This is a genomic window from Streptomyces sp. NPDC006602 (assembly GCF_042870385.1).
GTDB lineage: Bacteria > Actinomycetota > Actinomycetes > Streptomycetales > Streptomycetaceae > Streptomyces.
The window spans coordinates 35804-56872 of the sequence record NZ_JBIAHG010000041.1 but is presented as its reverse complement, the minus strand read 5'-3'; the positions used below and the strand labels follow the sequence as shown (position 1 = coordinate 56872).

The window sequence follows — 21069 nt, the reverse complement described above, 5'->3', positions numbered from 1 at the left end:
ATGGACTCGTCGCCGCTGAGTACGAGTTCGCGCAGTGAGCGGTCGAGGTGGGGGTCGAAGGCCGCGCACACCTCGTCGAAGGCGGTGGCGAACTCCCCGTACGTCTCGTACAGTTCACGCCCCATCCCTGGGCGTTGACTGCCCTGCCCCGTGAACACGAACGCCGTCCCGCCGCCGTCGGCCGTGGTCTGCCCCCGTACCACCGCCGGATGTGTCTGGCCCTCGGCCAGCGCCGTGAGCGCCGCCGCGGCCGTGTCGTGGTCGGCGGCCAGCACGACGGCGCGGTCCTCGAAGTGGGTGCGGGTCGTGGCCAGGGCGTACGCGGTGTCGAGCGGGCGCTCCCCGGAGGGGGCGAGCGTCCGTACGTGGTCGCGCAGCCGTGCCGCCTGTTCGCGCAGCGCCTCGTCGCCGCGGCCGGAGAGAAGCCAGGGCAGCGGGCCGGAGGGCGCGGCGGGCACGGGGCGGGCGTCCGCAAGCGCCGAAGTGCCCACGACCACATGGCAGTTGGTGCCGCCCATGCCGAACGAGCTGACCCCCGCGATCAGCGGCTCGTCGTCCTGCCAGGGCCAGGCGCGGCCCTCCGTCACCACGTCCAGGCCCAGCTCGGCGAGCGGGATGGAGGCGGGCGGCGTACGGAAGTTGAGGCTCGCGGGCAGGCGCCCGTGGTGGACGGCGAGGGCGGTCTTGAGGAGGCCGACCAGGCCGGCCGCGCCTTCGAGATGCCCCACGTTCGTCTTCACCGAGCCGACGAGCAGCGGCGGCGCCCCGGCCTGCGCGCGCGCCGCGCCCAGTGCGGCACCGAGCGCGGCGGCCTCGATCGGGTCGCCGACCGGTGTGCCCGTGCCGTGGAGCTCGACGTACTGCACCGCCGTCGGCGTGGTGCCCGCGCGGGCGTGGGCCTCACGGATCACCGCCTCCTGGGCCGCCCGGTCGGGGACGGTGAGACCGGCGGACGCGCCGTCGTTGTTGACCGCGCTGCCCAGCAGCGTGCACAGCACCGGGTCGCCGTCGGCGAGCGCCGCCGCCAGCGGCTTGAGGACGACGGCGACGCCGCCCTCGCCGCGCACGTACCCGTTGGCCGCCGCGTCGAAGGTACGGCAGCGGCCGTCCGGCGACAGTGCGCCGAACGTGGCGCTCGCGGCCGCGCTCGCCGGGCCCAGGACCAGGTTCACCCCGCCCACGATCGCCACGTCCGACTCGCCGCGGCGCAGGCTCTCGCAGGCCAGGTGCACCGCCACGAGCGACGACGACTGGGCCGAATCCACGGTCACGCTCGGCCCGTTGAGACCCAGCACGTACGACAGGCGGTTCGCGAGGACGCCCCGGTTCAGGCCGGTGATCGTGTGCCGGCCGACCGCGGCCGCGCCCTGGCGGTGGTGCAGGGCCGCGTAGTCGTCCCAGATGGCGGCGGCGAACACGGCGGTGCGGGTGCCGGCCAGGTCCGCGGGGACAATCCGGGCGTTCTCCAGCGCCTCCCAGCCCAGCTCCAGGAGCAGCCGCTGCTGCGGGTCCGTCGCCGCCGCCTCTCGCGGCCCGATGCCGAAGAACGCCGCGTCGAACCGGTCGACGTCGTCGAGGAACGCCCCGAACCGGGGAGTATCCCCCAGCTCCCGGCCCTCCGGCGCCTCGCCCACCGCGCTCGCGCCCCGGTCGATCAGTTCCCAGAACGCGGCGACGTCCGGGGCACCCGGCAGTCGGCAGGCCGCGCCGACGACGGCGATCGCGACGCCGGGCGCCGACGACGCGAGGGGGGCCTCAGCGGTCGGCCGGGCGGCGGGGGCAGTGGGATCTGTGGGCATCGTGGGCTACCGGCTCCCTCGTCGACGACGGCACGGACCCGACGGCCGCGCCGTGTTCCTTCCTGCGGGATCACGCCCGGCCAGCGTCCGCGCGCCGCCTAACGGTGGTCTTTCGGCACGCTAAAGCCGTGCCGGGCCGGGCCCGGGAACGCCGAAAGCCCCGGCGGCACGGGGCCACCGGGGCGCGTTGCAGGGTGCTCTCAGGCGGACAGCCGGGGCAGGCAGTCCTCGGCGAAGACCCGCATCGACTCCCGCGCCGCCTGCGACGGGAAGCGGCCGAAGCGGAAACCGGCGATGGCGTACGACACCCCGACTTCCGTGAGCCGGGCCAGGCGCCGTGTCACCTCGTCCGCCGAACCGGCCACCAACAGGCCCTCCGCCGCGGCGAGTTCCTCCTCGCTCAGCTCCTCGGCCCGCGGATACGGTGCCGCGCCGCCGAGCGGCACACCACCCTCGGCCAAGGCTCGCGACGTCGCCAGCTGCCGGGCGACCTCACGCACGGCCAGGCGCCGCGTCGCCGGGTCCGTACCGACGTACACGAAACGGTTCACGGCGATCTCGCGATCGGCCGCGGGCACCTCCGCGGCCGCCAGGGAACGGCGTACCGCCCGGCAGTGGTCCAGGACGGCGGGCTCGGGCATCGCCGCGTTCACCATGAAGTGGAAGCCCTCGCGGACCGCGAAGGCCACCGAGTCCGGGCTGAGCGCGGCCGCCCACACCGGCGGATGGGGGCGCTGCGCGACCCGGGGCAGCACCGTGGCCGGGGCGTCGATCCGGTGGAAGGCGCCCGCGAAGGAGGCGTCCCGCTCGCTCAGCAGCTTCCGCAGGACCAGCGCCGTCTCCTCGAAGCGGGCCCGGCTGTCGTCCGGCTCCCGGCCGAACACCCGGAACTCGTGCGGCTGGTAGCCCCGGCCGATCCCCACGTCGAGCCGGCCGCCCGACAGCACGTCCAGCGTCGACACGTCGCACGCCAGCCGCACCGGGTCCCACAACGGCAGCACCAGCACGGACGTGCCGATCCGTAACCGCGGTGCCAGCGCGGCCACCTGCGCCAGCAACAGCAGCGGCGACGAGGTGAGGCTGTACGTCGAGAAGTGGTGCTCGGTGACCCACAGCCCGTCGAAGCCGGCCCCGTCCGCCCACACCGCGTCCTCGAACAACTCCGTGAACAGGGCCTCGGCGTCCGCGCGTTCGGGCGACGGCGCCAGATTGAGGAACCCGATCCCCACCCGCAGCGTCGCGGGCGCGGCGCCGCTCACGGGTGCAGGCCCCGGCGCAGCGACTCCAGATGCTCGGCACCGATCCTGCGCAGCTCGCCCGGATCGGACGCCTCCCCGAACGCGTGGTACTGACCGGGGAAGTTGTGCAGCTCCACGGGCACGCCTGCCCGGGCGAGCCGCAGCCCGTACTCGATGCCCTCGTCGCGCAGCGGATCGAACTGCGCCGTCGAGATGTATGCGGGCGGCAGACCCGACAGGTCCTCGGCACGGGCCGGCGCCGCGTACACCGGGGCGCTGCCCAGCAGATCGCCCAGATACAGCTGCCAGCTCTCCTCCGCCAGGCGCCGGCTCCACACCGGGGTGTCCGTGAACGCCGTCATGGAACCGCTGTCCAGGCGGTCGTCCAGGACCGGCGTGCTCAGATGCTGGAACACCAGCGGCGGACCGCCCCGGTCCCGGGCGAGCAGCGCCGTACCGGCGGCGAGCGCCCCGCCCGAACTGGCCCCCGCCACCGCGAGCCGCCCCGGGGCGACGCCCAGCGGGCCCGTGTTGCCGGCCAACCAGGACAGCGCGGCGTAGCAGTCGTCGAGGGCCGCGGGATAGCGGGCCTCCGGGGCGAGCCGGTAGCTCACCGCGACCACGACCGCCGAGGCGTGCACCGCGGCCTGGGCGGCGCTGCCGTGCACGGCGTCGACATCGCCGAGGACGAAACCGCCGCCGTGGATCCACAGCACCGCGGGCAGCGCAGCCGCCGTGTCGTCCGGACGGTAGACCCGCACCCGGACATCGGGCCCGCCGGGCGGCCCGGGCACCCGCTCCTCACGCACCCGCACACCCGGCACGGGCGGCAGCTGGCGCACGTCGAGGAGCGGGCCACGGTGCTCACCGAGCGCTTCGACCAGCCGTCCGGTCACCGGCATGTCAGGCCCCCTTCCCTACGGACCGGACGTCCGCGATGCCCGTGACGTCCGCACCGGGCCCGGCGGGTCCGGCGTCCGCGACAGTGCTGACGGTTCGGTCGGCCCCGCCGGTCGTGACGGTCCCGTCGGTCCCAGCGTCCGCGGCGCCCGCGACATTCGCACCGGCCGCATCGGGCCCGGCGACCCCGTCTGTCCCGGAGACACCCCCTGTCCCGGCGACCACGGTGGCCGAGTCGTCCGCGACCAGCGCGATCGCCTGCGACGGGCACAGGGACACCGTCTCGCGCAGCCGCGTCTCGTCGGCCTCGTCGGCCACCCGCGCGTCGAGCACGAGCACGGTTCCCTCCTCCGACTGGTCGAACCGGTCGGGCGCGGACAGCACACACTGTCCCGCGCCCAGGCACCGGCCCGGGTCCGCCGTGATGCGCATACGACGCACTTCCTCTCCCGACCACCCGCCCCGGGTGGTCACCATGTGACGGGCAGTTCCCATACGCCCTGCACCCCGCCGGGCTCCTTCACGGGCAGCCGCTGCGCGGGCACCGCGAGCCGCAGCCCGGGCAGCCGGTGGAACAGGGTGCTCAGCGCGATCTCCATCTCGGCGCGCGCCAGGTTCTGGCCGATGCACTGGTGCACGCCGTGACCGAAGGAGATGTGGTGCCGGGCGCCGCGCGTCACGTCGAACGTGTCCGACCCGGCGAAGGCCAGCTCGTCCCGGTTCGCCGTGGAGATCACCACGACCACCCCGTCGCCCGCGCGGATGCGGTGCCCGGCCAGCTCGGTGTCCTTCGTCGCGAACCGGGCCACCCCGTCGGCGATCGCCATGAACCGCAGCAACTCCTCGACGGCGGTCGGCAGCAGCGCCGAATCCGCGCGCACCGCCGCGAGCTGGTCCGGGTTCTCCAGGAGCGTCAGGACACCGAGCGCGATGGCGCTCGCGGTCGTCTCGTGACCCGCGACGAGCAACAGCAGCGCGATGTCGACCAGTTCGCGCCGCGTCAGAGCGCCGGTGTCGACCTGCTCGGCGATCAGCGTGTCGAGCAGACCGTCGCCCGGCTCCGCCTGCTTGTGCCGGATCAGCCCGTCCAGATAGCGGCTGAGCTCGCCGAACGCGGCCGCGCTCTCCTCCAGGCTCGTCGACCCGGTGACGACGCGGCGCGACTGGTGCTCGAAGAACGCATGGTCGGCGTAGGGCACACCGAGCAGTTCGCAGATCACGACGGACGGCACCGGCAGCGCGAAGTCCGGCACCAGGTCCGCCACCGGGCCGCGCTCCTCGATCCGGTCGAGGAGGTCGTCGACCACCTTCTGGATCCGCGGCCGCAGCAGCGCCACCTTCTTCACGGTGAAACTCGACAGCATCATCCGCCGCTGCACCGTGTGCTCCGGCGGGTCCATGCCGATGAAGTTGCGCACCTTGCGCGCCGACTCGAAGCGGGGCGCGAGCGCCGGGAAGTGCGGATGGACCCGGTCCGAGGAGTACGTGGCCGCGTCCAGGAGCACCTGCCGCGCCTCGGCGTGCCCGCTGACCGCCCACACCTGCCGCCCGTTGTAGAGCCGCACCCGGGACACGGGCCCCTCCTCGGTGTACCGGTCGTAGCCGGCCGGGGGGTGGTAGGGGCAGCCGCGGGGCAGTGGGTACGCGGGCGGCTCGGCGGCCGGCGCGGGTGCGGCCTCGGTCGTCTCGGTCATTCCTTGACCTCCAGGACTTTGGGGGCGGCCGGGACCGCGGCGGGGGCCGCCGACGGGCGCGGCCGGGGTGCGGAGAAGCGGCGCACGAGCGGGGTCTCCACCCAGCTGAACAGGGCGTGGGCCAGGGCCAGCGACACCGCGAACGCGGCGAGGGCCAGAGCGATGCCCGCCGCGGGCGACCAACTGGTGTCCTGGACAAGCCACTTGTGACCGTAGGTGACGACCAGGCCGTGCACCATGTAGAACGCGAACGAGATCTCCCCGAGCCGCACCAGGACCCGGCCGCACAGCGGCGAGCGCCGCCCGCCGGTGTCCGCGAGGGCGGCCGCCGCGACCAGCGGCGCCAGCCACAGCGCGGCGGACCCGGCCACCGAGAACAGGTACGGGACGTAGGAGACGACGACGTATCCGGCGACCGCGATGCCGACGGCCGGGGCGAGGGAGATACGCGGCCAGCGGCCCGCGCGCACGATCAGGGCCAGCAGCATGCCGAGGACGAACTCCAGGGCCCGTACCGGCGGGAAGAAGTACACGAACCAGATCTGCTCGAAGGAGTACGTGCCGTCGGCGATGCCGGGCAGTTTCGCGCCGGAGATCGTGGAGCGGGCGATCAGCGGCGCGGCGATCATCAGGGCGGCCACGACGGCGACGGCCGGCCACAGCAGCCGGGCGGGGATCGCCTTGAGGGCGCGCAGCAGCAGCGGGAACGCCAGGTAGAAGAAGGCCTCGCAGGCCAGCGACCAGCTCACCGCGTTCATCGAGTTGGCGGTGGCCATGTCCGGCAGCCAGGTCTGCACGAGGAACAGGTTCGCCAGCGCCTGCCCGCCGCTGATCTTCTCGGCGGCGACGGTCATGAGGACCGCGGCGAGGACGAAGGTCACCAGATGGTTGGGGTAGATCTTGACCAGGCGGCGCCGCCACAGGCGCGGGGCCGTGTCGTCGGTCCGTGCCGACCAGGTCAGTACGAACCCGCTGAGGACGAAGAAGAAACAGACGCCGTAGAAACCGGCCTTGGCCAGGATGTCGCCGAGCGAGTCCCCGAGTCCGCCGCCGATGTAGCGGGACGGCAGGAACGTGACGTGGAAGGCGAACACGAGGAAGGCGGCGATGAAGCGAAGTCCCGTCAGGGACGGCAGTTTCCGGGCGGTGGCGGGCGCTGGTGGGGACTGCGGCATGGTCTCGTGCTCCTGGGTGGGAGGGAACGGGCATGCCGAGGCTGGCAGTCGCCGATTGGCCGGATCTAAAGCTGTCCTTTGGCCGGTGTACGGGGACGGCGGCGGGGTGCGCGGTCACGTGGGCTCCCCGACGTGGTCGCCGCGCCGCGGGCGGGGCACGGCGTCCAGGAGGGCCCGCGTGTAGGCGTGCCGGGGCTCGGCGAACACCTCGTCGACGGGGCCGCTCTCCACGACGCGACCGTCCTTCATGACGAGGACGCGTTCGCTGATCTCCCGTACGACGGCGAGGTCGTGGGAGATGAACAGGGTGGCGAGACCGAGGTCCTGCTGGAGGGAGCGGAGCAGCCGCAGCACCTGGGCCTGCACGGACACGTCGAGCGCGGACACCGGCTCGTCGCACACGAGCAGCCGCGGGCGGGACGCGAGGGCCCGGGCGATGGCGACGCGCTGGCGCTGGCCGCCGGACAGGGCGAGCGGCCTGCGCCCCTGGTGGCTCGCGCCGAGTCCGACCTGCTCCAGCAGCCGCAGCGTCTCGGCACGCCGCGCCTCACGGGGCGTGCCCGCGGTGCCGAGCGCCTCGCCGATGACGCGGTCCACGCTCCAGCGCGGGTCGAAGGCGCTGAGCGGGTCCTGCGGGACGAGTTGCAGGGTGCCGCGGCGCGGGCGGCGCTCCCGCTCGCGCAGCCCGCTCCACGGCTCGCCCGCGAGCCGCACCTGCCCGGCGTCCGGCGGGAGCAGGCCGAGGATGATCCGGGCGAGTGTCGACTTGCCCGATCCGGACTCGCCGACGATCCCGAGGGTCTCGCCCGGGTACAGGCTCAGGGAGACGTCGTGCACGGCGGTGCGCCGCACCCCACGGCCCGCGCTGAACTGCTTGGCGACACCGGTCACTTCGAGCAGCGGGGGGCCGGTCCGCGGCGCCCGCTCGGGGCGGCGGGGCGGCCGGCCGCGCCCCGGGACGGCCGCCAACAGGTCCTTGGTGTAGGGGTGTTGAGGGGTGTACAGGACGTCGGCGGCGGCGCCGTGTTCGACGATCTCGCCCGCGTGCATGACGGCGATGTCGTCGGCGAGCGCCTCGACCACGGCGAGGTCGTGGCTGATCAGGAGCAGTCCCGTGCCGTCCGCCTTGAGGGCGCCGAGGAGTTCCAGGACGCGGGCCTGGACGGAGGCGTCGAGCGCGGTCGTGGGCTCGTCGGCGATGAGGGCGCCGGGCTCCGCGGCCAGCGCCGAGGCGATCAGGGCGCGCTGGCGAAGCCCGCCGGACAACTGGTGGACGTAACTGCGGGCACGCTCAGCCGGTTCGGGCATGCCGACGCGGACCAAGAGGTCGACGACCCGGCCCGGTGCCTCGCGGCGGGTCGCGAGCCGGTGGATGAGCAGCGGCTCGGCGATCTCCCGGCCGACCGGGCGCAGCGGGTCGAGGGCGACCAGGGCGTCCTGCGCGACCAGGCCGACGCGGCGGCCGCGCACCGCACGCCACTCGCGCGGCCCGAAGGCGAGCGCGTCCTGCCCGTAGAGGCGCAGCCGGCGCGCCGTGACGTGCGCGGTCGGCCCGGCGAGGCCGAGGAGGCTGCGGGCCAGGGCGCTCTTGCCGGACCCCGACTCGCCGACCACGGCCAGGCAGCGGCCCGCGTCGAGGCTGAGGGAGACGTCGCGTACGGCGTGCACGGCGGCCGGGCCCGACCCGAACCGCACGTCGAGCCCGTCGACGTCGAACAGCGGTGTGCCGGTCATCGCGGGGACCGTTCTTCCGTACGGGCCTGCGCGTGGCGTCCGATGACGGTCACGGCGAGGACGGTGCCGACGAGCAGCAGACCGGGGAACAGGGCGATCCACCAGGCCTGTTCGAGATAGCCCTGCCCTTCGGTGAGCATGGCGCCCCACTCCGGCGTCGGCGGCTGCGCGCCGAGCCCGAGGTAACTGAGCGCCGCGCCGGTGGAGATGGAGGCGCCGAGCGTCACCGTGGCCAGCACCATGAGCGGGCCGACCGTGTTCGGGACGATGTGCCGTACGACGACCAGCGGGCGCGGCACGCCGAGCCCGACGGCCGCGTCGACGTAGCCGGAGCGGCGCACGACGAGCGCCTGGGAGCGCACCACGCGGGCGAACCCGGGGGCGGTGCCGACGGCGACCGCGAGCGTGGTGCCGAGCACCCCCTTGCCGGTGATCAGGACGACGAGGAGCGCGAGCAGCAGCCCGGGCAGGGCCAGCAGGGCGTCGGCGGCGCGCATCAGCACGGCGTCCCCGAACCGGCCCAGCAGCGCCGCCCCGAGCCCCCAGACGACGGCCTGGCCCAGGCCCACACCGGTGGCGGCGGCGCCGATCGCCAGCGAGTAGCGGGTGCCGTGGACGACCCGGGCGAACACGTCACGCCCCAACTGGTCGGTGCCGAACCAGTGGTGCCCGTCCGGCGGCAGCAGCGCCCGGGCGGGATCGGTGGCGGCCGGGTCGTCGGGCGCGAGGAGCTGGGGTGCGAGGGCCGCGAGCAGGATGACGGCGAGGACGAGCGCGGCGGCGGCCGCGGTGGCGGTGGCGGCGCACGGCCGGTTTCCGGCCGGGTGGCGTGACGTGGACATCAGGCGGCGCTCACTCCCGTCTCCTTGCGCAGCCGCGGGTCCACCACGGCGTACGCCAGGTCGACGAGCGCGGCGACGACGACGAACACGACAGCCGACAGGGCCACCACGCCCTGGATCACGGGCAGATCGCGGTCGGCGACGGCCTGCAGGGTGATCCGGCCGATGCCGGGCCGCGCGAACACGTTCTCGACGACGACGGCGCCGCCCAGCAGGGTCCCGGTGAACCAGCCGGCCAGGGTCAGCGCGGGCAGCGCCGCGTGCCGCAGCGCGTGCCGGGAACGCACCCGGTGCTCGGCGAGGCCGCGCGCCCGGGCGGTCAGTGTGAACGGCTGGTCGAGCGCGCCGAGCAGTCCCTCGCGCAGCACCGGGGCGAGCACCGCAGCGATCGGCAGGGCCAGGGTCAGCACCGGCAGCACCAGGGAGCGCGCGTCACCGGAGTCGGCGACCGGCAGCCAGCGCAGCCGGAACGAGAACACCGTCAGGAGCAGGATGCCCAGCCAGAACGAGGGTGTGGAGACGACGACGAGTTCGACGACCGAGGACAGCCGGCGCGGCCAGCGGGCGCGCCCGGTGGTGAGCAGGGTGACGGCGACGGCGAGCAGGACGGCCACGATCGTCGACCACAGGGCGAGCTGCGCGGTCGGCCCGAGCTGGTCGGCCAGGACGTCGCCGACCGGCTGCTGCAACTGGTAGGAGTCGCCGAGCTCGCCCCTGGCCAGCTGCCCCAGATGGCTCAGGTACTGCAGCGGCAGCGGCCGGTCCAGGCCGTACTGGTGGCGGATCGCGTCGCGCTGCTCGGCGCCGACCAGCGCGTGGGAGCCGACGATCGCCTTCACCGGGTCGCCCGGCACCAGTTGGAGGACGACGAAGGCGCAGGTGGCCGCCGCCCACACGACCAGCAGGGCGGAGCCGAGCCGGGTGGCCGCGTAACGCAGCACGAGCGGGGCGCGCCTCGGCGGTGTCATCGGCCCTCCACCCAGGCGCCGTAGAACTCGGGCCACGCCGAGATCGACAGCCGCAAACCGTGCACCTTCTTGCTGAAGCCGACGACGGAGGTGTTCACGTAGGCGGGGACGACAGCGGCCTGACGGAGCGTCCAGCGCTGCACCTCGGCGTAGTTCGCGGCGCGCTCGGCCGGCTGCTGCGCGGTCTGGGCAGCGTGCAGCCAGCGGTCGACCTGGTCGTCGGCGACGTGCGCGAAGTTGTGGCCGCCGCCGACCGACGTCTCGGTGGACAGGAAGAACTGGCTGAGGATGTCGCCGTCGGCGCGTGCCCATCCGGTCTCCACCACGTCGTAGCGCCCCTTGTCGAGCCGGTCGGAGACCTCGGTGGCGTCGGTGGAGGCGTCGAGCGCGAGCTGGATGCCGGACTTCCTCAGGTCGCCCTGCACCGCCTGCGCGAACACGCTCGGCTGCCCGTAGACGGGGGCGCGCACGGTGAGCCGCTTGCCGTTCTTGGTGCGGTAGCCCTTGGCGTCGCGGCCGGTCCAGCCCGCCTCGTCGAGCAGCCGCCCGGCGAGCTCGCGGTCGACGGGCCAGGACTTCTCCAGGGACGCGTCGTAGCTGTGCGGGGTGGTGGGGGAGAGCGTGCTCCAGGCGCGGGTGCCGGTGCCCAGGAAGACGGACTTCACCAACACGTCCACATCGATGGCACGTTGGAACGCGCGGCGTACCCGCACGTCGGAGAAGAGCGGGCTCGTGGTGTTGAGGTAGAAGCTGTCCACGGCGCCGGGCGTGGCCTTCTTCACCACGCCCAGGCGGGTGTTGCGCGCGACGGCCGCGTACTGGTTGGCGGGCAGCGCGCCCGCCGCGTCGACCTGGCCGGAGGTGAGCGTGCCGACCCGGGTCGCCGCCTCCGGCACGAACCGGACGGTGACCTGGTCGAGGCGGGCCGGACCGGAGTGGCCCGCGCCCTGCGGCGCCCAGGCGTAGGCGGCGTTGCGGGTGTAGACGCGCTGCTGGCCGCGCGCGTACCGGCCCGCCTTGAACGGTCCGGAGCCCACCGAATCGGTGCCCGCGCACAGCTTGTCGTTGCCGTCGTCGAGCGAGGCGGGGGAGGCGATGCCCAGGTTGGTGGTGCTGGCGGCCTGGAGGAAGGGGGCGTAGGGACGGCTGAAGCGGACCTGCACCGTGTACTTGTCCTTGACCGTGGTGGAGCGGTACGGGCCGAGCAGCCCGGCGGCGTACTGGGACTGGGTGCCCTTGGCGGTGATGTGGTCGAAGTTGGCCTTCACGGCTGCCGCGTCGAAGCGGGTCCTGTCGTGGAACGTGACGTCCTTGCGCAGGGCGAAGGTGTACGTGCGGCCGCCGTCGCCGATCGTCCACTTCGTGGCCAGCCACGGCTTCAGGGCGCCGTCCGGCGTCTGGTAGACGAGCGAGTCGAAGACCGGACGCTGCGCGAACGCCGTCACGTCCTGCGCGCTGGCGTGCGGGTCCCAGCAGTCCGGCTCCTGGTCCGCGGCGTAGGTGAGCGTGCCGCCGGACCGTGGCGCTGCAGCCCCGGCGCCGCCGGTACCACTGCCGCCGCTGCTGCAGCCGGCGACGGCGAGCGCGAACGGGACGAGCAGGGCTGCGGTGCGGACGGTCCGGCGTGGATGCATGGGGGCTCCGTATGGCGCGAAGGGGTGCGAGTGCCGAGGGAACTGTCGCCAGCTGGGCTAAGAGCTCCGAACAAAAGTGGAGCCCGGCTCGCGGCGTCTGGCACGCACGCTCGCCGCGTTGCCGGAAGCTCCTAGTAGCTCCGCTACGAGGAGCTTCCGGCGCCTTGCGATCGCACGCACCAGACGCCGCGAGCTGATCGGACTCCACTTTTGTTCGGAGCTCTAAAGCGGAGCTGAAACGCTCTCGGCGGAGCCGGGCCTCACCTCGGCCGCCGCCTGAGCGAGGAGCCGGAAGGAGTGCAGCCGCTCCTCCTGGTCGGGGACGACGGTCAGGGCCATCACCTCGTCGGCGCCGGTGGCCGCCACGAGCGCGTCCAGTTTCTGCCGCACGGTGTCCGGGCCGCCGATCAGCTGCGGCTCGGCGAGGTCGTCGAGGAAGGTCCGCTCGGTCGGTGTGAAGGTGTGCGCGGCCGCGGTCGCCGCCGAGGGGAAGGCGTCGAAGCGCGGCACCTGGCGCATCCGGATCTTGCCGAGGAGATACGGGGCCGCGACCCGCCAGGCCTCCCGGTCGCTGTCCGCCACGGTCGCGAGCGCGGCGATCAGCGTCCGCGGCCGGTCCAGGTACGGGGAGGGCCTGAAGGCGCTGCGGTAGGCGTCGAGCGAGGGCAGGGTCGCGTACGGGTTGATCTGGTGCGCGTACGCGTACGGCAGCCCGAGCGCACCCGCGAGGTGCGCGCTCGACGGGCTGGAGCCCAGCGCCCACAGGTCGGGCCGGCCGTCCGCGGCCGGTACGGCGATGATGCCGGAGGCCGGGTCGACGGGCGCGAAGTAGCCGCTCAGCTCGGTGAGTTGGTCGGCGAAGTCGTCGCCGCCGCGGTCGGGTGCCCGGCGCAGCGCGCGGGCGGTCAGCGGGTCGGTGCCCGGGGCCCGGCCGAGGCCGAGGTCTATACGGCCCGGGTGCAGCGCCTCCAGCGTGCCGAACTGCTCGGCGACCACCAGCGGCGCGTGGTTGGGCAACAGCACCCCTCCGGACCCGACCCGCAGGGTCGTCGTGGCGGCGGCGAGCCGGCCGATGAGGATGCCCGGCGCGGACGTGGCGAGGCTGGGAGTGTTGTGGTGCTCGGCGACCCAGTACCGCCGGTAGCCGAGCGCCTCGACCTGCGGGGCGAGGGCGACGGTGCGTCGCAGCGCGTGGGTGGCGGAGTCCTCCTCGAAGACGGGTACGACGTCGAGGACGGACAGGGCGAGCGGGGTCTCGGATCGGCTCATCGGTGAACTCCTGTGCGCTCAGGGGCTGTCGGCCCGGAGCTGTGCCCGCCGGCGCGGGGGATCGACCGGCGGGCACAGCGGTACCGGGGGCGGAGGTCAGGCGTGGTCCGCCACGGGTTCGGCCGCTGCGGCCTCCGGCGCGGGCTGCGGCTTGCCCGGCAGCAGCAGGCCCGCGACGAGGACGACGACCGCCGCCGCGACCGGCCACCAGAAGGCGTTGGCGAAGGAGTCGGCCGTGGGCGCCGTGTGCGCGCCGCCGCCCTGGAGCAGCAGCGCGACGACGGCGATGCCCAGGGACGCCCCGATCTGGTTGAGGATGAACACCGCGCCGGTCGCGCCGGCGACGGCCTCGCCGGGCACGGTCCGGTACACCGAGCCCATCGTGGGCGCGCCGACCAGGCCCATGCCGAAGCCCGCGGCGAGCTGCGCCACCGTCAGCGCCACCTGGGAGCTGTCCGCGTCGGACTGCGTGAACACCAGCGCCCCGGCCCCGATCAGCAGGGCGCCGACGGGCACCAGTCGCTTCGCGCCGATCTTGTCGGCGAGGTTGCCGGCGACCGGCATGCCGATCAGCGTGCCGAGCCCGAGCGGCGCGAGCAGCAGCCCGGATTCCAGAACGCTGTGGCCGCGCACCTGCTGGTAGTACAGCGGCAGCAGGAACAGCAGCGAGAACAGGCCGCCGCCGAGCAGGAACATCGTGGCCACGCTCGCCGAGAAGCCCTTGCTGGAGAACAGCCGCACGTCGAGGAGCGGGGTCTTGCTGGTGCGCAGCGCGTGCACGGTGTAGCCGACGAACAGGGCGAGCCCGAGGACGAGCCCGATGATGACGGTGGCGCTGCCGAAGCCGTGCGCACCCGCCTGGGACAGGGCGTAGACGAGCGCGGCGAAGCCGGGGCTCAGCAGGGCGACGCCGAGCGCGTCCAGCGGCACCGGCTCGGAGCCGCGCGGCGGGTCGGCGGGCAGCACCCGGATCGCGAGGACGATCGCGGCGAGCGCGAAGGGGATGTTCACCAGGAACATCCACTCCCACGAGAGGTTCTCCAGGAGCAGACCGCCCACGATGGGGCCGACGACCGGGCCGAGCGTGATCGGCACCGAGATCAGGCCCATCACCCGGCCCATCCGCTCCGGGCCCGCCGCGGTCGCCACGACGGTCATCATGATCGGGTCGACCATGCCGCCGCCCAGACCCTGCAGGACGCGGAAGGCGATCAGGCTCTCCGCGTTCCAGGCCACGGCGCACAGCGCGGAGCCCGCGAGGAACAAGGTCAGACCGAGCAGCCACATCTTCTTCGCGCCGAAGCGGACCGTGGCCCAGCCGGCCACCGGGATGGCGAGCGCGACGGCCAGCAGATAGCCGGTGGTGACCCACTCGATGGTGGAGAGGGTCGCGTGGAACTCGCCGCCGAGCGTGCTGATCCCGACGTTGACGATGGTCGCGTCCAGGTAGGACATCATCCCGCCGAGCACCATCACGCCCACCACGGTGAGCAGTGCGGCATCGAGCCGGGCGGGCCCGGTCCCCTCCGCCTTCGTTACAGACACAGCAACTCCCTTTAACTGACTCACCCTGTGAATTGAACTGGGTAGTTAAATTCGGTGGCTGGCACGGTAGCATGGCCGTATGAACGTTGGCGAGAGCGAGAAGACCGCAGCCGTGCCCGCCGAGCGGGGGCGCATGGACAAGCGCAGGGCGATCGTGGACGCGGCGCTGCGCGTCTTCGCGCGCGTGGGCTACACACAGGCGAGCCTCGACATGATCGCCACCGAGGCGGGCGTCTCGAAGCCGACGATCTACAACCACCTCGGCTCGAAAGAGAACCTGTTCCGGCACGTCATGACCGAGACGGCGGCCGGCTCCAACGCCAAGACGCTGCACGTCCTGCAGGACTTCCCCACCGACCCCGAAGGGCTGCGGCCCGGCCTCCAGGACGTCGCGCACAAGCTCGTCGACTGCTACTGCGACGAGCGCTCCGAGGCGGTGCGCCGGCTCCTGTACGCGGAGGCCGTGCGCTTCCCCGATCTCTTCGACGCCGTCCGGGCCAGCGGACCCGACCAGTTCACCGAGGCCCTGGCCGGCCGGCTCGCCCGCCTGTCGAACGCCGGGCACCTGCGCATCGAGGACCCCGTCCGGGCCGCCAACCAGTTCATCGCCCTCATCTACGACGAGCTGCCGGGCATGAGTGCCCTCGGCACCCGCTCGCTCGACCCGGAGCAGGTCGCCGAGGTCGTGACGGCCGGCGTCGAGACGTTCCTGCGCGCCTTCGGCACGGGCTCGGACGGGGAGCGGGTCAGCGACTGAAGCCGCCGAAGGCGCCGCGGTAGAACAGCAGCGGCTCGCCGTCCGCCGTCGCGTCCAGGGCACGCACCCGCGTCACCACGATGGTGTGGTCCCCGGCCGGGTGCTCCGCCTCCACCGAGCACTCCAGCCAGGCCAGCGAGCCCTTAAGGACGGGCGTCCCGCCCGGCGATCGGGTCCAGGGCAGGCCGCGGAACTTGTCCGTGCCCGACGCCGCGAGCCGGTTCGCCGCCTCCTTCTGCCCGGCCCCCAGGATGCTGATCCCGAGCAGTCCGGCCGCCCGGATGCGCGGCCAGCTGCTGCTGGTGTGCGCCACGCAGAAGGACACCAGTGCCGGTTCGAGCGACACCGAGCAGAACGAGTTCGCCACCAGGCCCGCCCGCGTACCGTCCGCCGGATCGGTCGCGGCCACGGCGACCACGCCGGTCGCGAACCGGCCCAGCACGTTGCGCAGACATCGGGTGCCGCCGTCGAGCAGCATCTCGCTCACGCGGACCGCTCCCCGCCGTACCGCAACCGGGCGAACTCCCTTGTCAGCGCAGTGCGTTCGGCCCCGTACCCGCCGCGCATCCGCAGCACCGACAGCAGCGTCCACAGCCGCGTCTGGGCGAAGTGCGATGGCGAGCCGTGCACGTCGTCGTGGGCCAACAGCCGTATTCCGCACACCTCTTCGCGCAGGTGGCGGGCGTCGGCCGGGGGGATGATCTCGTCGCGCAGACTGGTCACATGGGCCACCGGCACCCGCAGCGCGGCCAGTTCTTCCCCGGTCAGCGCCCAGTCCCGGATCAGGTCGTACACCTTCTCCGGCGCCGTGCCCGTCAGATGGGCCAGGGTGTCCGTGGTGACCTGCGGCACATGCCGCTGCCATCCGGTGTCCGTGAAGAAGTCCCGCACCGGCAGACCCGCTCCCACCACGCCCCGGATCCGGTCGTCGCGCAGCGCGGCCCGCAGCGCCAGATGCCCGCTGAAGCTCAGCGCCAGCGCGTACGTGCGGGACACGTCCGCGCGGCCGGTGACCGCGTCCAGCAGCGCCGAGAACATGCCGGGGGAGTCAGCGTCGTAGGGCAGCGTGTTCTCGCCGACGCCCGGCATCTCCGTGACCACGCCCGCGAAACCGAGTTCGCCGAGCTGCGTCAGGACCGGCGCCCACTGCTCCTTGACCGAGACGATGCCGCCGGTCATCACCAGCAGCGGCCGCTGCTCGGCGGCGTCCAGGCCCACCGTCCAGCAGCGCACCCGGCCCGCGGGCAGCGTCACGTCGAGCCGCTCGATCGCCGGGAAGGCGGCCGCGCGCCAGGCGTCGAACGCCTCGGTGCAGCGCTCCAGGGCGTCCTGCCGGGCCGGGCCGTCCACGAACGGGAAGCGGGCCATGTTGTAGTGCACACAGGCGTCGAGCAGGCGGCCCTCCCCGGCCAGTCGGTCCGCCTCGGCGCTCCACTCGCGCACCCATGACCCCGGCGTGCCGTCGCCGTCGTCACGGATGCGGGCGAGCAGCGGGTCGTAGTGCTCGGGCGGCAGGCCCTGCGAACGGGTGTGGGCCACCACGAAGTTCTTCAGTTCCGCGATGTCGTTCATACGCTCTCCAGCGCTTCCTTGAGCTCGGTCAGCACGTCCGCCGCCTCGGCCCCGTCGATCACCCGGTGGTCGAAGCAGAGGCTGAGCCGCAGCACGGGCGCCACGGTCACCTCCCCGTCGCGCACCACGGGCCGGTCGGTGACCCGGCCCACGCCGAACGTCAGCGTCGTGCCGCCCACCGACTGGAAGGAGTCCACCGCCCGGTGGCCGAGCGACGTCACCGCGACGGTGCCGGTCAGATGCGGCCGTAGCGCCAGCGAGCGGGCCGCCCGCCGGAACCGCCGCCGGGCCGCGAGCAGCGCGCCCCGGTGCAGCGCCCGGATGCCCTCGAACTCCGGGGCCCGCTGCGGATCGCTCTCCCGCACCCGTTCCAAGTGGCGTTGGATGTCGGCCAGTCGGGCCTCGTGCAGATCCGGCACGACCGTGCCGAGCACCACCCGGTGGCCGTCAAGCGTGCGGTCCAGGGTGAGCTTGCCGCTGACGAACGGATAGCGGGCGACGCGTGGCCGCCACGGCGGGCCGCTCACCGCCGCGTTCGCCTCCGGGTGCTTGGCCAGCACCCCGCCCACCGCGTGCAGCACGTACGCGGTCGTCGCGTACCGCACCCCGTCGGCCTCCAGGGCCGCCGCCCGGTGCGCGCGGACCGCGCTCATGTCGACCTCGGTGTCCAGGAAGACCGGCGCGAACTCCCGGATCACCTCCTGGAAGAACAGCGTGTGCCGGCGCTGCCGGGGCACCGGTTCGCCGACGCGCGGCGCGCTCATGACGCGGTCGCCAGACGGTAGACGGCCTCCAGGGACGGAGCCTCCAGGACCTCGGAGAGCGCCAGCGGCCGGCCCGTCTCCCGCTCCAGGATCGTGCACAGTGACAGCAGGTGCACGGAGTCCCACGACGGGACCGCGTCGAAGCCGAGACCGATGTCGTCGGCGGTGACGGACAGGGCGAGTTCGTCGCGCAGCAGGGCCACGAAGTCGTCGATGGAATTCACGGGGTGTTCCCTCCGGGTTCGGGCCGCAGCCTCGCGATCAGACGGATGTGCTCCGGCGGCTTCGGCAGCTGGGCCAGGTCGTGCCGGAACAGCTCCCCCGGCCCGTCCGCCGAACCGGACACCGCGGTGAAGCCGGAGCGCGGGTAGAAGTCGGCGACCTTGCCGTTCTTCGCGCTCGGCACATAGCGGCCGAGCACCTGCCGGGCGCCCGTGGCCCGGGCGTCCGCCAGCACGGCGGTGAGGACGGCCTGCTCGATGCCGCGCGAGAACACCCGGCAGCTCAGCAGGAAGTTGTCCACGCGCACCGTGTCGCCGTCACGGTGCAGCAGCACCGCGCCGACCAGGCCGTTGTCCCCGAACCGGTCACCGGACGCGATCACCAGGACCTCCGCGTCGGGTGCCTGCGCGAGCGCCTGCACGTCGGCGGTCTGCAGCCGCTCGGTGGTCAGGTTGAACTGGTTGGTGCGCAGCGTGATCTGGGAGACCCGGGCCAGCTGACCGGCCGTGGCGGGCGCCACCGTCACCGTGACATCCAGCTCCCGCAGATAGCCCTCCAGGGAGTCGAAGTCGTCCAGGAAGTCCCGGCGCGCCCGCTCCTCCTTGTACCGGGCGGGCCGGGCCCGGTCCTCGGCGGTCAGCTCCCGTACGTCGAACCAGCCGTCGCGCAGCAGGTCCCCGACGTGCCGGGCCGGTTCGTCGCCCACCGCGACCACGGCGACGCCCGGCAGCTCCCGGCGCACCAGGCCGCGCTCGAAGGAGCTGTCGTCGACGAAGACGACACTGTCCACGGACAGGTTCAGGTCCGCGACCAGCTCCGTCAGGTTCTCGTGTTTGGGCCGCCAGTCGGCCCGCACCTGCACGAAGTCCCCTTCGCGCAGCGCCAGTTCGGGATGGTCGCGCAGCACCTTCACGACCGGTTCCAGGTCGTTCTTGCTGACCGCGGCCAGCAGCACGCCCTGCGCCGACAGCTGCCGGGCCACGCGCTGGAAGCGCTGGAACGCCTCCCCGCGATAGCCGCCCGCCACCTCGATGCCCTCCGGGCCCGCCTCGCCGAGGACGCCGCCCCACAGCGTGCCGTCCAGGTCGAGGGCGAGCACCTTCTTTCCGGCGCCCGCGAACTGGCGGAGCAGATGGCCCACTTCACGGGCGTACGTGGCGAGCAGCTCCGGCGACAGATGCGCCTTCGCGTACACGCTCTGCCGTACGTCGCGGGCGGGCAGCCCCTCGGCGAGCAGCGGGTCGAGGTCCACGGTGACGGTCTGCGGCCACCGCTCGGGCAGCCGCAGCAGGCGGGCGTTGGCCTCCCGCCACGCGGCGCCGAGCCGGGCACGGGAGCGCAGGTCGACGAGTTGCGCGGTCAACTCCCGTGGCAGCGGGAGGGTGTTGAGGACCAGGGTGGCGCCGGGCGCGGCCCGCGTGAACACCTCCGCCACCCGCTCCACCAGGTCGACCTTCTGGCTGAGGACCCGCTCGGCGTCCTCGGCCGTCCACGGCAGCGGCAGCTCGTCGGCCACCAGGGCCGCGTCCAGGACGCACAGCACGAACGCCGGTTGGCGCGCGTACAGGGCGCTGTCCGGGGTGATGAGGTCGAAGACCCAGCTGTCGAAGTCCGACAGCTCCACGCGGGCGAGGAGCCCGTGCCGGGCGGCCTGCGCGGTGAGCGGGGGCGGCAGCGCGGACAGGGTGCCGTGCCCGGTCACGGCGATGAGCGGGACGAGCGTGTCCGGGTGGGCGGCCAGCACCTCGTCGGCGTCGAGCCGGGCCAGCAGATGGCCCGCGCGGGCCAGGCCCGCGTCGTCGAGCTGCGCCAACAGGCCGCGCACGCGCGGGTAGTGGGCGGCGAGCAGGCCGTCGCGGTGCAGTGCGGCGAGTTCGGCGGCGGCGTCCTGGGTCACGGGGCGCTCCCTTCCAGCGCGAAGCCCGCCTTGAGCCACTTGCTGGACTCGATGGAGATGCCCAACGCCCGCTCACCCGCGCCGAGTTCGGCCAGCGCCCGCTCCAGCTGGAGGAAAACGATGGCGTTGCCGCAGTTGCCCGCGTCGTCGACCACCGACACGTCGCGCGCCGTCGGCAGCGCGAGCCGGTCACTGATCAGCCGGGTCATCCGGCCCGACAGCTGCGGCGGCAGCAGCAGGCCCACGTCCTCGGGGCGCCAGCCGGTGTCCGCCAGGAGTTCGTGGAGCACCTCCTCGGTCATCCGCGGCACGTGTTCCTCGATCGCCTTGTAGTCCTCGGTGGCGGCCGGCCGGTCGCTGTCCCGGTCGGCGGGCCCGAACCACTCCAGGACGGCGCCCGGTTCCCGGCCGAGCCCGACGAGCCGGGTGAACAGGGCCCGTACCGCCGCCGACCCGGGGCCCGGCTCGGCGGACACGACGGCGGCGCCCGCCGCGTCGCCGAACAGCACGAAGTTGACCAACTCGGCCGGGTCCGCGCGGCGCAGGTCCGTTGTCACGTCGTAGAACCGGGCGATGACGTCACCGCCGAGGGCCAGGACCCGGCGGGCGGCGCCGCCGAGCACCAGCTGCCGGGCCACGTCGAGCGCCTGCACCGCGCCCGAGCAGCCCGACTGCAGCTGGAAACTGCGGACCTGGTCGATGCCGAGCCGGTCGGCGACCACGTTGACCGTGGCGGGCATCAGCCGGTCCGGGGTCGCGGTGCCCAGCACCACCGCGTCGATGTCGCCGGGCGCGAGCGCGGCCGCCTTCAGCGCCTTGCGGCCGGCCTCCTCCGCGAGGTCCGCGAGCGTGCCGGTGAGCCGGCCGGACTCCAGGTCGAGGGCGAGATGCCGCGACCGGGTGCCGATGAACGCCTCGACCCACTGCTCCCACAGCGCGTCCATGCCGAACCGCCGGGCCAGCGCCGCGTTGTCCACCGCCGGTCCGGGCAGCGCCGAGGCCGCCGACAGAATGTGCACGTCCTGCTGGGACATGTGCCGTTCCTCCTTGGGGGCCGCG

19 protein-coding genes are annotated in these 21069 nt (G+C 73.7%); 1 reads left to right on the top strand and 18 read right to left on the bottom strand.

The window, feature by feature from the left end; translation table 11 throughout:
* The 12 genes from ACFYO2_RS43865 to ACFYO2_RS43810 form a co-directional block, all read right to left on the bottom strand.
* A partial coding sequence (locus ACFYO2_RS43865) for a type I polyketide synthase (RefSeq protein ID WP_388361522.1) occupies positions 1 to 1799 on the bottom strand: 1799 nt, incomplete at its 3' end.
* 200 nt (positions 1800 to 1999) lie between these two features.
* On the bottom strand, positions 2000 to 3058 hold the full coding sequence (locus ACFYO2_RS43860; protein ID WP_388361519.1) for an LLM class flavin-dependent oxidoreductase: 1059 nt from the start codon (positions 3056 to 3058) through the stop codon (positions 2000 to 2002).
* Positions 3055 to 3939 carry an alpha/beta hydrolase gene (locus ACFYO2_RS43855; RefSeq protein WP_388361517.1) on the bottom strand — a complete coding sequence of 295 codons (885 nt, stop codon included), beginning with the start codon at positions 3937 to 3939 and terminating at the stop codon, positions 3055 to 3057. The genes ACFYO2_RS43860 and ACFYO2_RS43855 overlap by 4 nt, the downstream gene beginning before the upstream one ends.
* A gap of 1 nt (position 3940) precedes the next feature.
* Positions 3941 to 4369 carry a ferredoxin gene (locus ACFYO2_RS43850; protein WP_388361514.1) on the bottom strand — a complete coding sequence of 143 codons (429 nt, stop codon included), beginning with the start codon at positions 4367 to 4369 and terminating at the stop codon, positions 3941 to 3943.
* A 38-nt stretch (positions 4370 to 4407) separates the two neighbouring features.
* Positions 4408 to 5631, bottom strand: a complete 1224-nt coding sequence (locus ACFYO2_RS43845) for a cytochrome P450 (RefSeq protein ID WP_388361511.1) — start codon at positions 5629 to 5631, stop codon at positions 4408 to 4410.
* Positions 5628 to 6806 (bottom strand): acyltransferase family protein, encoded by a 1179-nt coding sequence (locus ACFYO2_RS43840; protein ID WP_388361508.1) that lies wholly within the window; start codon positions 6804 to 6806, stop codon positions 5628 to 5630. Before ACFYO2_RS43840 ends, ACFYO2_RS43845 begins: the two co-directional genes overlap by 4 nt.
* A gap of 114 nt (positions 6807 to 6920) precedes the next feature.
* Complete coding sequence (locus tag ACFYO2_RS43835) at positions 6921 to 8540, bottom strand: dipeptide ABC transporter ATP-binding protein (protein WP_388361506.1); 1620 nt, start codon at positions 8538 to 8540, stop codon at positions 6921 to 6923.
* On the bottom strand, positions 8537 to 9382 hold the full coding sequence (locus tag ACFYO2_RS43830; protein ID WP_388361503.1) for an ABC transporter permease: 846 nt from the start codon (positions 9380 to 9382) through the stop codon (positions 8537 to 8539). Before ACFYO2_RS43830 ends, ACFYO2_RS43835 begins: the two co-directional genes overlap by 4 nt.
* Positions 9382 to 10350 (bottom strand): ABC transporter permease, encoded by a 969-nt coding sequence (locus ACFYO2_RS43825; protein WP_388361500.1) that lies wholly within the window; start codon positions 10348 to 10350, stop codon positions 9382 to 9384. The genes ACFYO2_RS43830 and ACFYO2_RS43825 overlap by 1 nt, the downstream gene beginning before the upstream one ends.
* The gene (locus ACFYO2_RS43820) at positions 10347 to 11984 is read right to left on the bottom strand and encodes an ABC transporter substrate-binding protein (protein ID WP_388361497.1); all 1638 of its coding nucleotides are present in this window, start codon (positions 11982 to 11984) and stop codon (positions 10347 to 10349) included. The genes ACFYO2_RS43825 and ACFYO2_RS43820 overlap by 4 nt, the downstream gene beginning before the upstream one ends.
* Positions 11985 to 12206: 222 nt before the next feature.
* Positions 12207 to 13253 carry an LLM class flavin-dependent oxidoreductase gene (locus tag ACFYO2_RS43815; protein ID WP_388361494.1) on the bottom strand — a complete coding sequence of 349 codons (1047 nt, stop codon included), beginning with the start codon at positions 13251 to 13253 and terminating at the stop codon, positions 12207 to 12209.
* Positions 13254 to 13349: 96 nt separating this feature from the next.
* Complete coding sequence (locus ACFYO2_RS43810; protein ID WP_388361492.1) at positions 13350 to 14798, bottom strand: DHA2 family efflux MFS transporter permease subunit; 1449 nt, start codon at positions 14796 to 14798, stop codon at positions 13350 to 13352.
* Positions 14799 to 14877: 79 nt separating this feature from the next.
* Here ACFYO2_RS43810 and ACFYO2_RS43805 point away from each other — a divergent pair, with 79 nt between their 5' ends.
* Positions 14878 to 15555 carry a TetR/AcrR family transcriptional regulator gene (locus ACFYO2_RS43805; RefSeq protein WP_388361489.1) on the top strand — a complete coding sequence of 226 codons (678 nt, stop codon included), beginning with the start codon at positions 14878 to 14880 and terminating at the stop codon, positions 15553 to 15555.
* Here the strand turns inward: ACFYO2_RS43805 and ACFYO2_RS43800 are convergent.
* From ACFYO2_RS43800 to ACFYO2_RS43775, 6 genes are read right to left on the bottom strand one after another with little or no spacing between them, the layout of a single operon-like run.
* Positions 15545 to 16033 carry a flavin reductase family protein gene (locus tag ACFYO2_RS43800; RefSeq protein ID WP_388361525.1) on the bottom strand — a complete coding sequence of 163 codons (489 nt, stop codon included), beginning with the start codon at positions 16031 to 16033 and terminating at the stop codon, positions 15545 to 15547. The genes ACFYO2_RS43805 and ACFYO2_RS43800 overlap by 11 nt on opposite strands.
* Positions 16034 to 16038: 5 nt before the next feature.
* Entirely contained in the window at positions 16039 to 17127 is a 1089-nt protein-coding gene (locus tag ACFYO2_RS43795; RefSeq protein ID WP_388361486.1) for an alpha/beta hydrolase, read from the bottom strand.
* Positions 17124 to 17891, bottom strand: a complete 768-nt coding sequence (locus ACFYO2_RS43790; protein ID WP_388361483.1) for a 2-oxo acid dehydrogenase subunit E2 — start codon at positions 17889 to 17891, stop codon at positions 17124 to 17126. Before ACFYO2_RS43790 ends, ACFYO2_RS43795 begins: the two co-directional genes overlap by 4 nt.
* On the bottom strand, positions 17888 to 18115 hold the full coding sequence (locus ACFYO2_RS43785) for an acyl carrier protein (protein WP_388361480.1): 228 nt from the start codon (positions 18113 to 18115) through the stop codon (positions 17888 to 17890). Before ACFYO2_RS43785 ends, ACFYO2_RS43790 begins: the two co-directional genes overlap by 4 nt.
* Positions 18112 to 20010 (bottom strand): HAD-IIIC family phosphatase, encoded by a 1899-nt coding sequence (locus ACFYO2_RS43780; protein ID WP_388361477.1) that lies wholly within the window; start codon positions 20008 to 20010, stop codon positions 18112 to 18114. Before ACFYO2_RS43780 ends, ACFYO2_RS43785 begins: the two co-directional genes overlap by 4 nt.
* Positions 20007 to 21044, bottom strand: a complete 1038-nt coding sequence (locus ACFYO2_RS43775) for a 3-oxoacyl-ACP synthase III family protein (RefSeq protein WP_388361474.1) — start codon at positions 21042 to 21044, stop codon at positions 20007 to 20009. The genes ACFYO2_RS43780 and ACFYO2_RS43775 overlap by 4 nt, the downstream gene beginning before the upstream one ends.
* Between the last annotated feature and the right edge of the window lie 25 nt (positions 21045 to 21069).

Excerpts from the sequence above, each read along its gene's own strand:
- ACFYO2_RS43795 (WP_388361486.1), bottom strand. The coding sequence starts at position 17,127 with ATGAACGACATCGCGGAACTGAAGAACTTCGTGGTGGCCCACACCCGT.
- ACFYO2_RS43825 (WP_388361500.1), bottom strand. The coding sequence starts at position 10,350 with ATGACACCGCCGAGGCGCGCCCCGCTCGTGCTGCGTTACGCGGCCACC.
- ACFYO2_RS43835 (WP_388361506.1), bottom strand. The coding sequence starts at position 8,540 with ATGACCGGCACACCGCTGTTCGACGTCGACGGGCTCGACGTGCGGTTC.
- ACFYO2_RS43855 (WP_388361517.1), bottom strand. The coding sequence starts at position 3,939 with ATGCCGGTGACCGGACGGCTGGTCGAAGCGCTCGGTGAGCACCGTGGC.
- ACFYO2_RS43845 (WP_388361511.1), bottom strand. The coding sequence starts at position 5,631 with ATGACCGAGACGACCGAGGCCGCACCCGCGCCGGCCGCCGAGCCGCCC.
- ACFYO2_RS43775 (WP_388361474.1), bottom strand. The coding sequence starts at position 21,044 with ATGTCCCAGCAGGACGTGCACATTCTGTCGGCGGCCTCGGCGCTGCCC.
- ACFYO2_RS43805 (WP_388361489.1), top strand. The coding sequence starts at position 14,878 with ATGAACGTTGGCGAGAGCGAGAAGACCGCAGCCGTGCCCGCCGAGCGG.
- ACFYO2_RS43850 (WP_388361514.1), bottom strand. The coding sequence starts at position 4,369 with ATGCGCATCACGGCGGACCCGGGCCGGTGCCTGGGCGCGGGACAGTGT.
- ACFYO2_RS43790 (WP_388361483.1), bottom strand. The coding sequence starts at position 17,891 with ATGAGCGCGCCGCGCGTCGGCGAACCGGTGCCCCGGCAGCGCCGGCAC.
- ACFYO2_RS43830 (WP_388361503.1), bottom strand. The coding sequence starts at position 9,382 with ATGTCCACGTCACGCCACCCGGCCGGAAACCGGCCGTGCGCCGCCACC.
- ACFYO2_RS43815 (WP_388361494.1), bottom strand. The coding sequence starts at position 13,253 with ATGAGCCGATCCGAGACCCCGCTCGCCCTGTCCGTCCTCGACGTCGTA.
- ACFYO2_RS43840 (WP_388361508.1), bottom strand. The coding sequence starts at position 6,806 with ATGCCGCAGTCCCCACCAGCGCCCGCCACCGCCCGGAAACTGCCGTCC.
- ACFYO2_RS43820 (WP_388361497.1), bottom strand. The coding sequence starts at position 11,984 with ATGCATCCACGCCGGACCGTCCGCACCGCAGCCCTGCTCGTCCCGTTC.
- ACFYO2_RS43800 (WP_388361525.1), bottom strand. The coding sequence starts at position 16,033 with ATGCTGCTCGACGGCGGCACCCGATGTCTGCGCAACGTGCTGGGCCGG.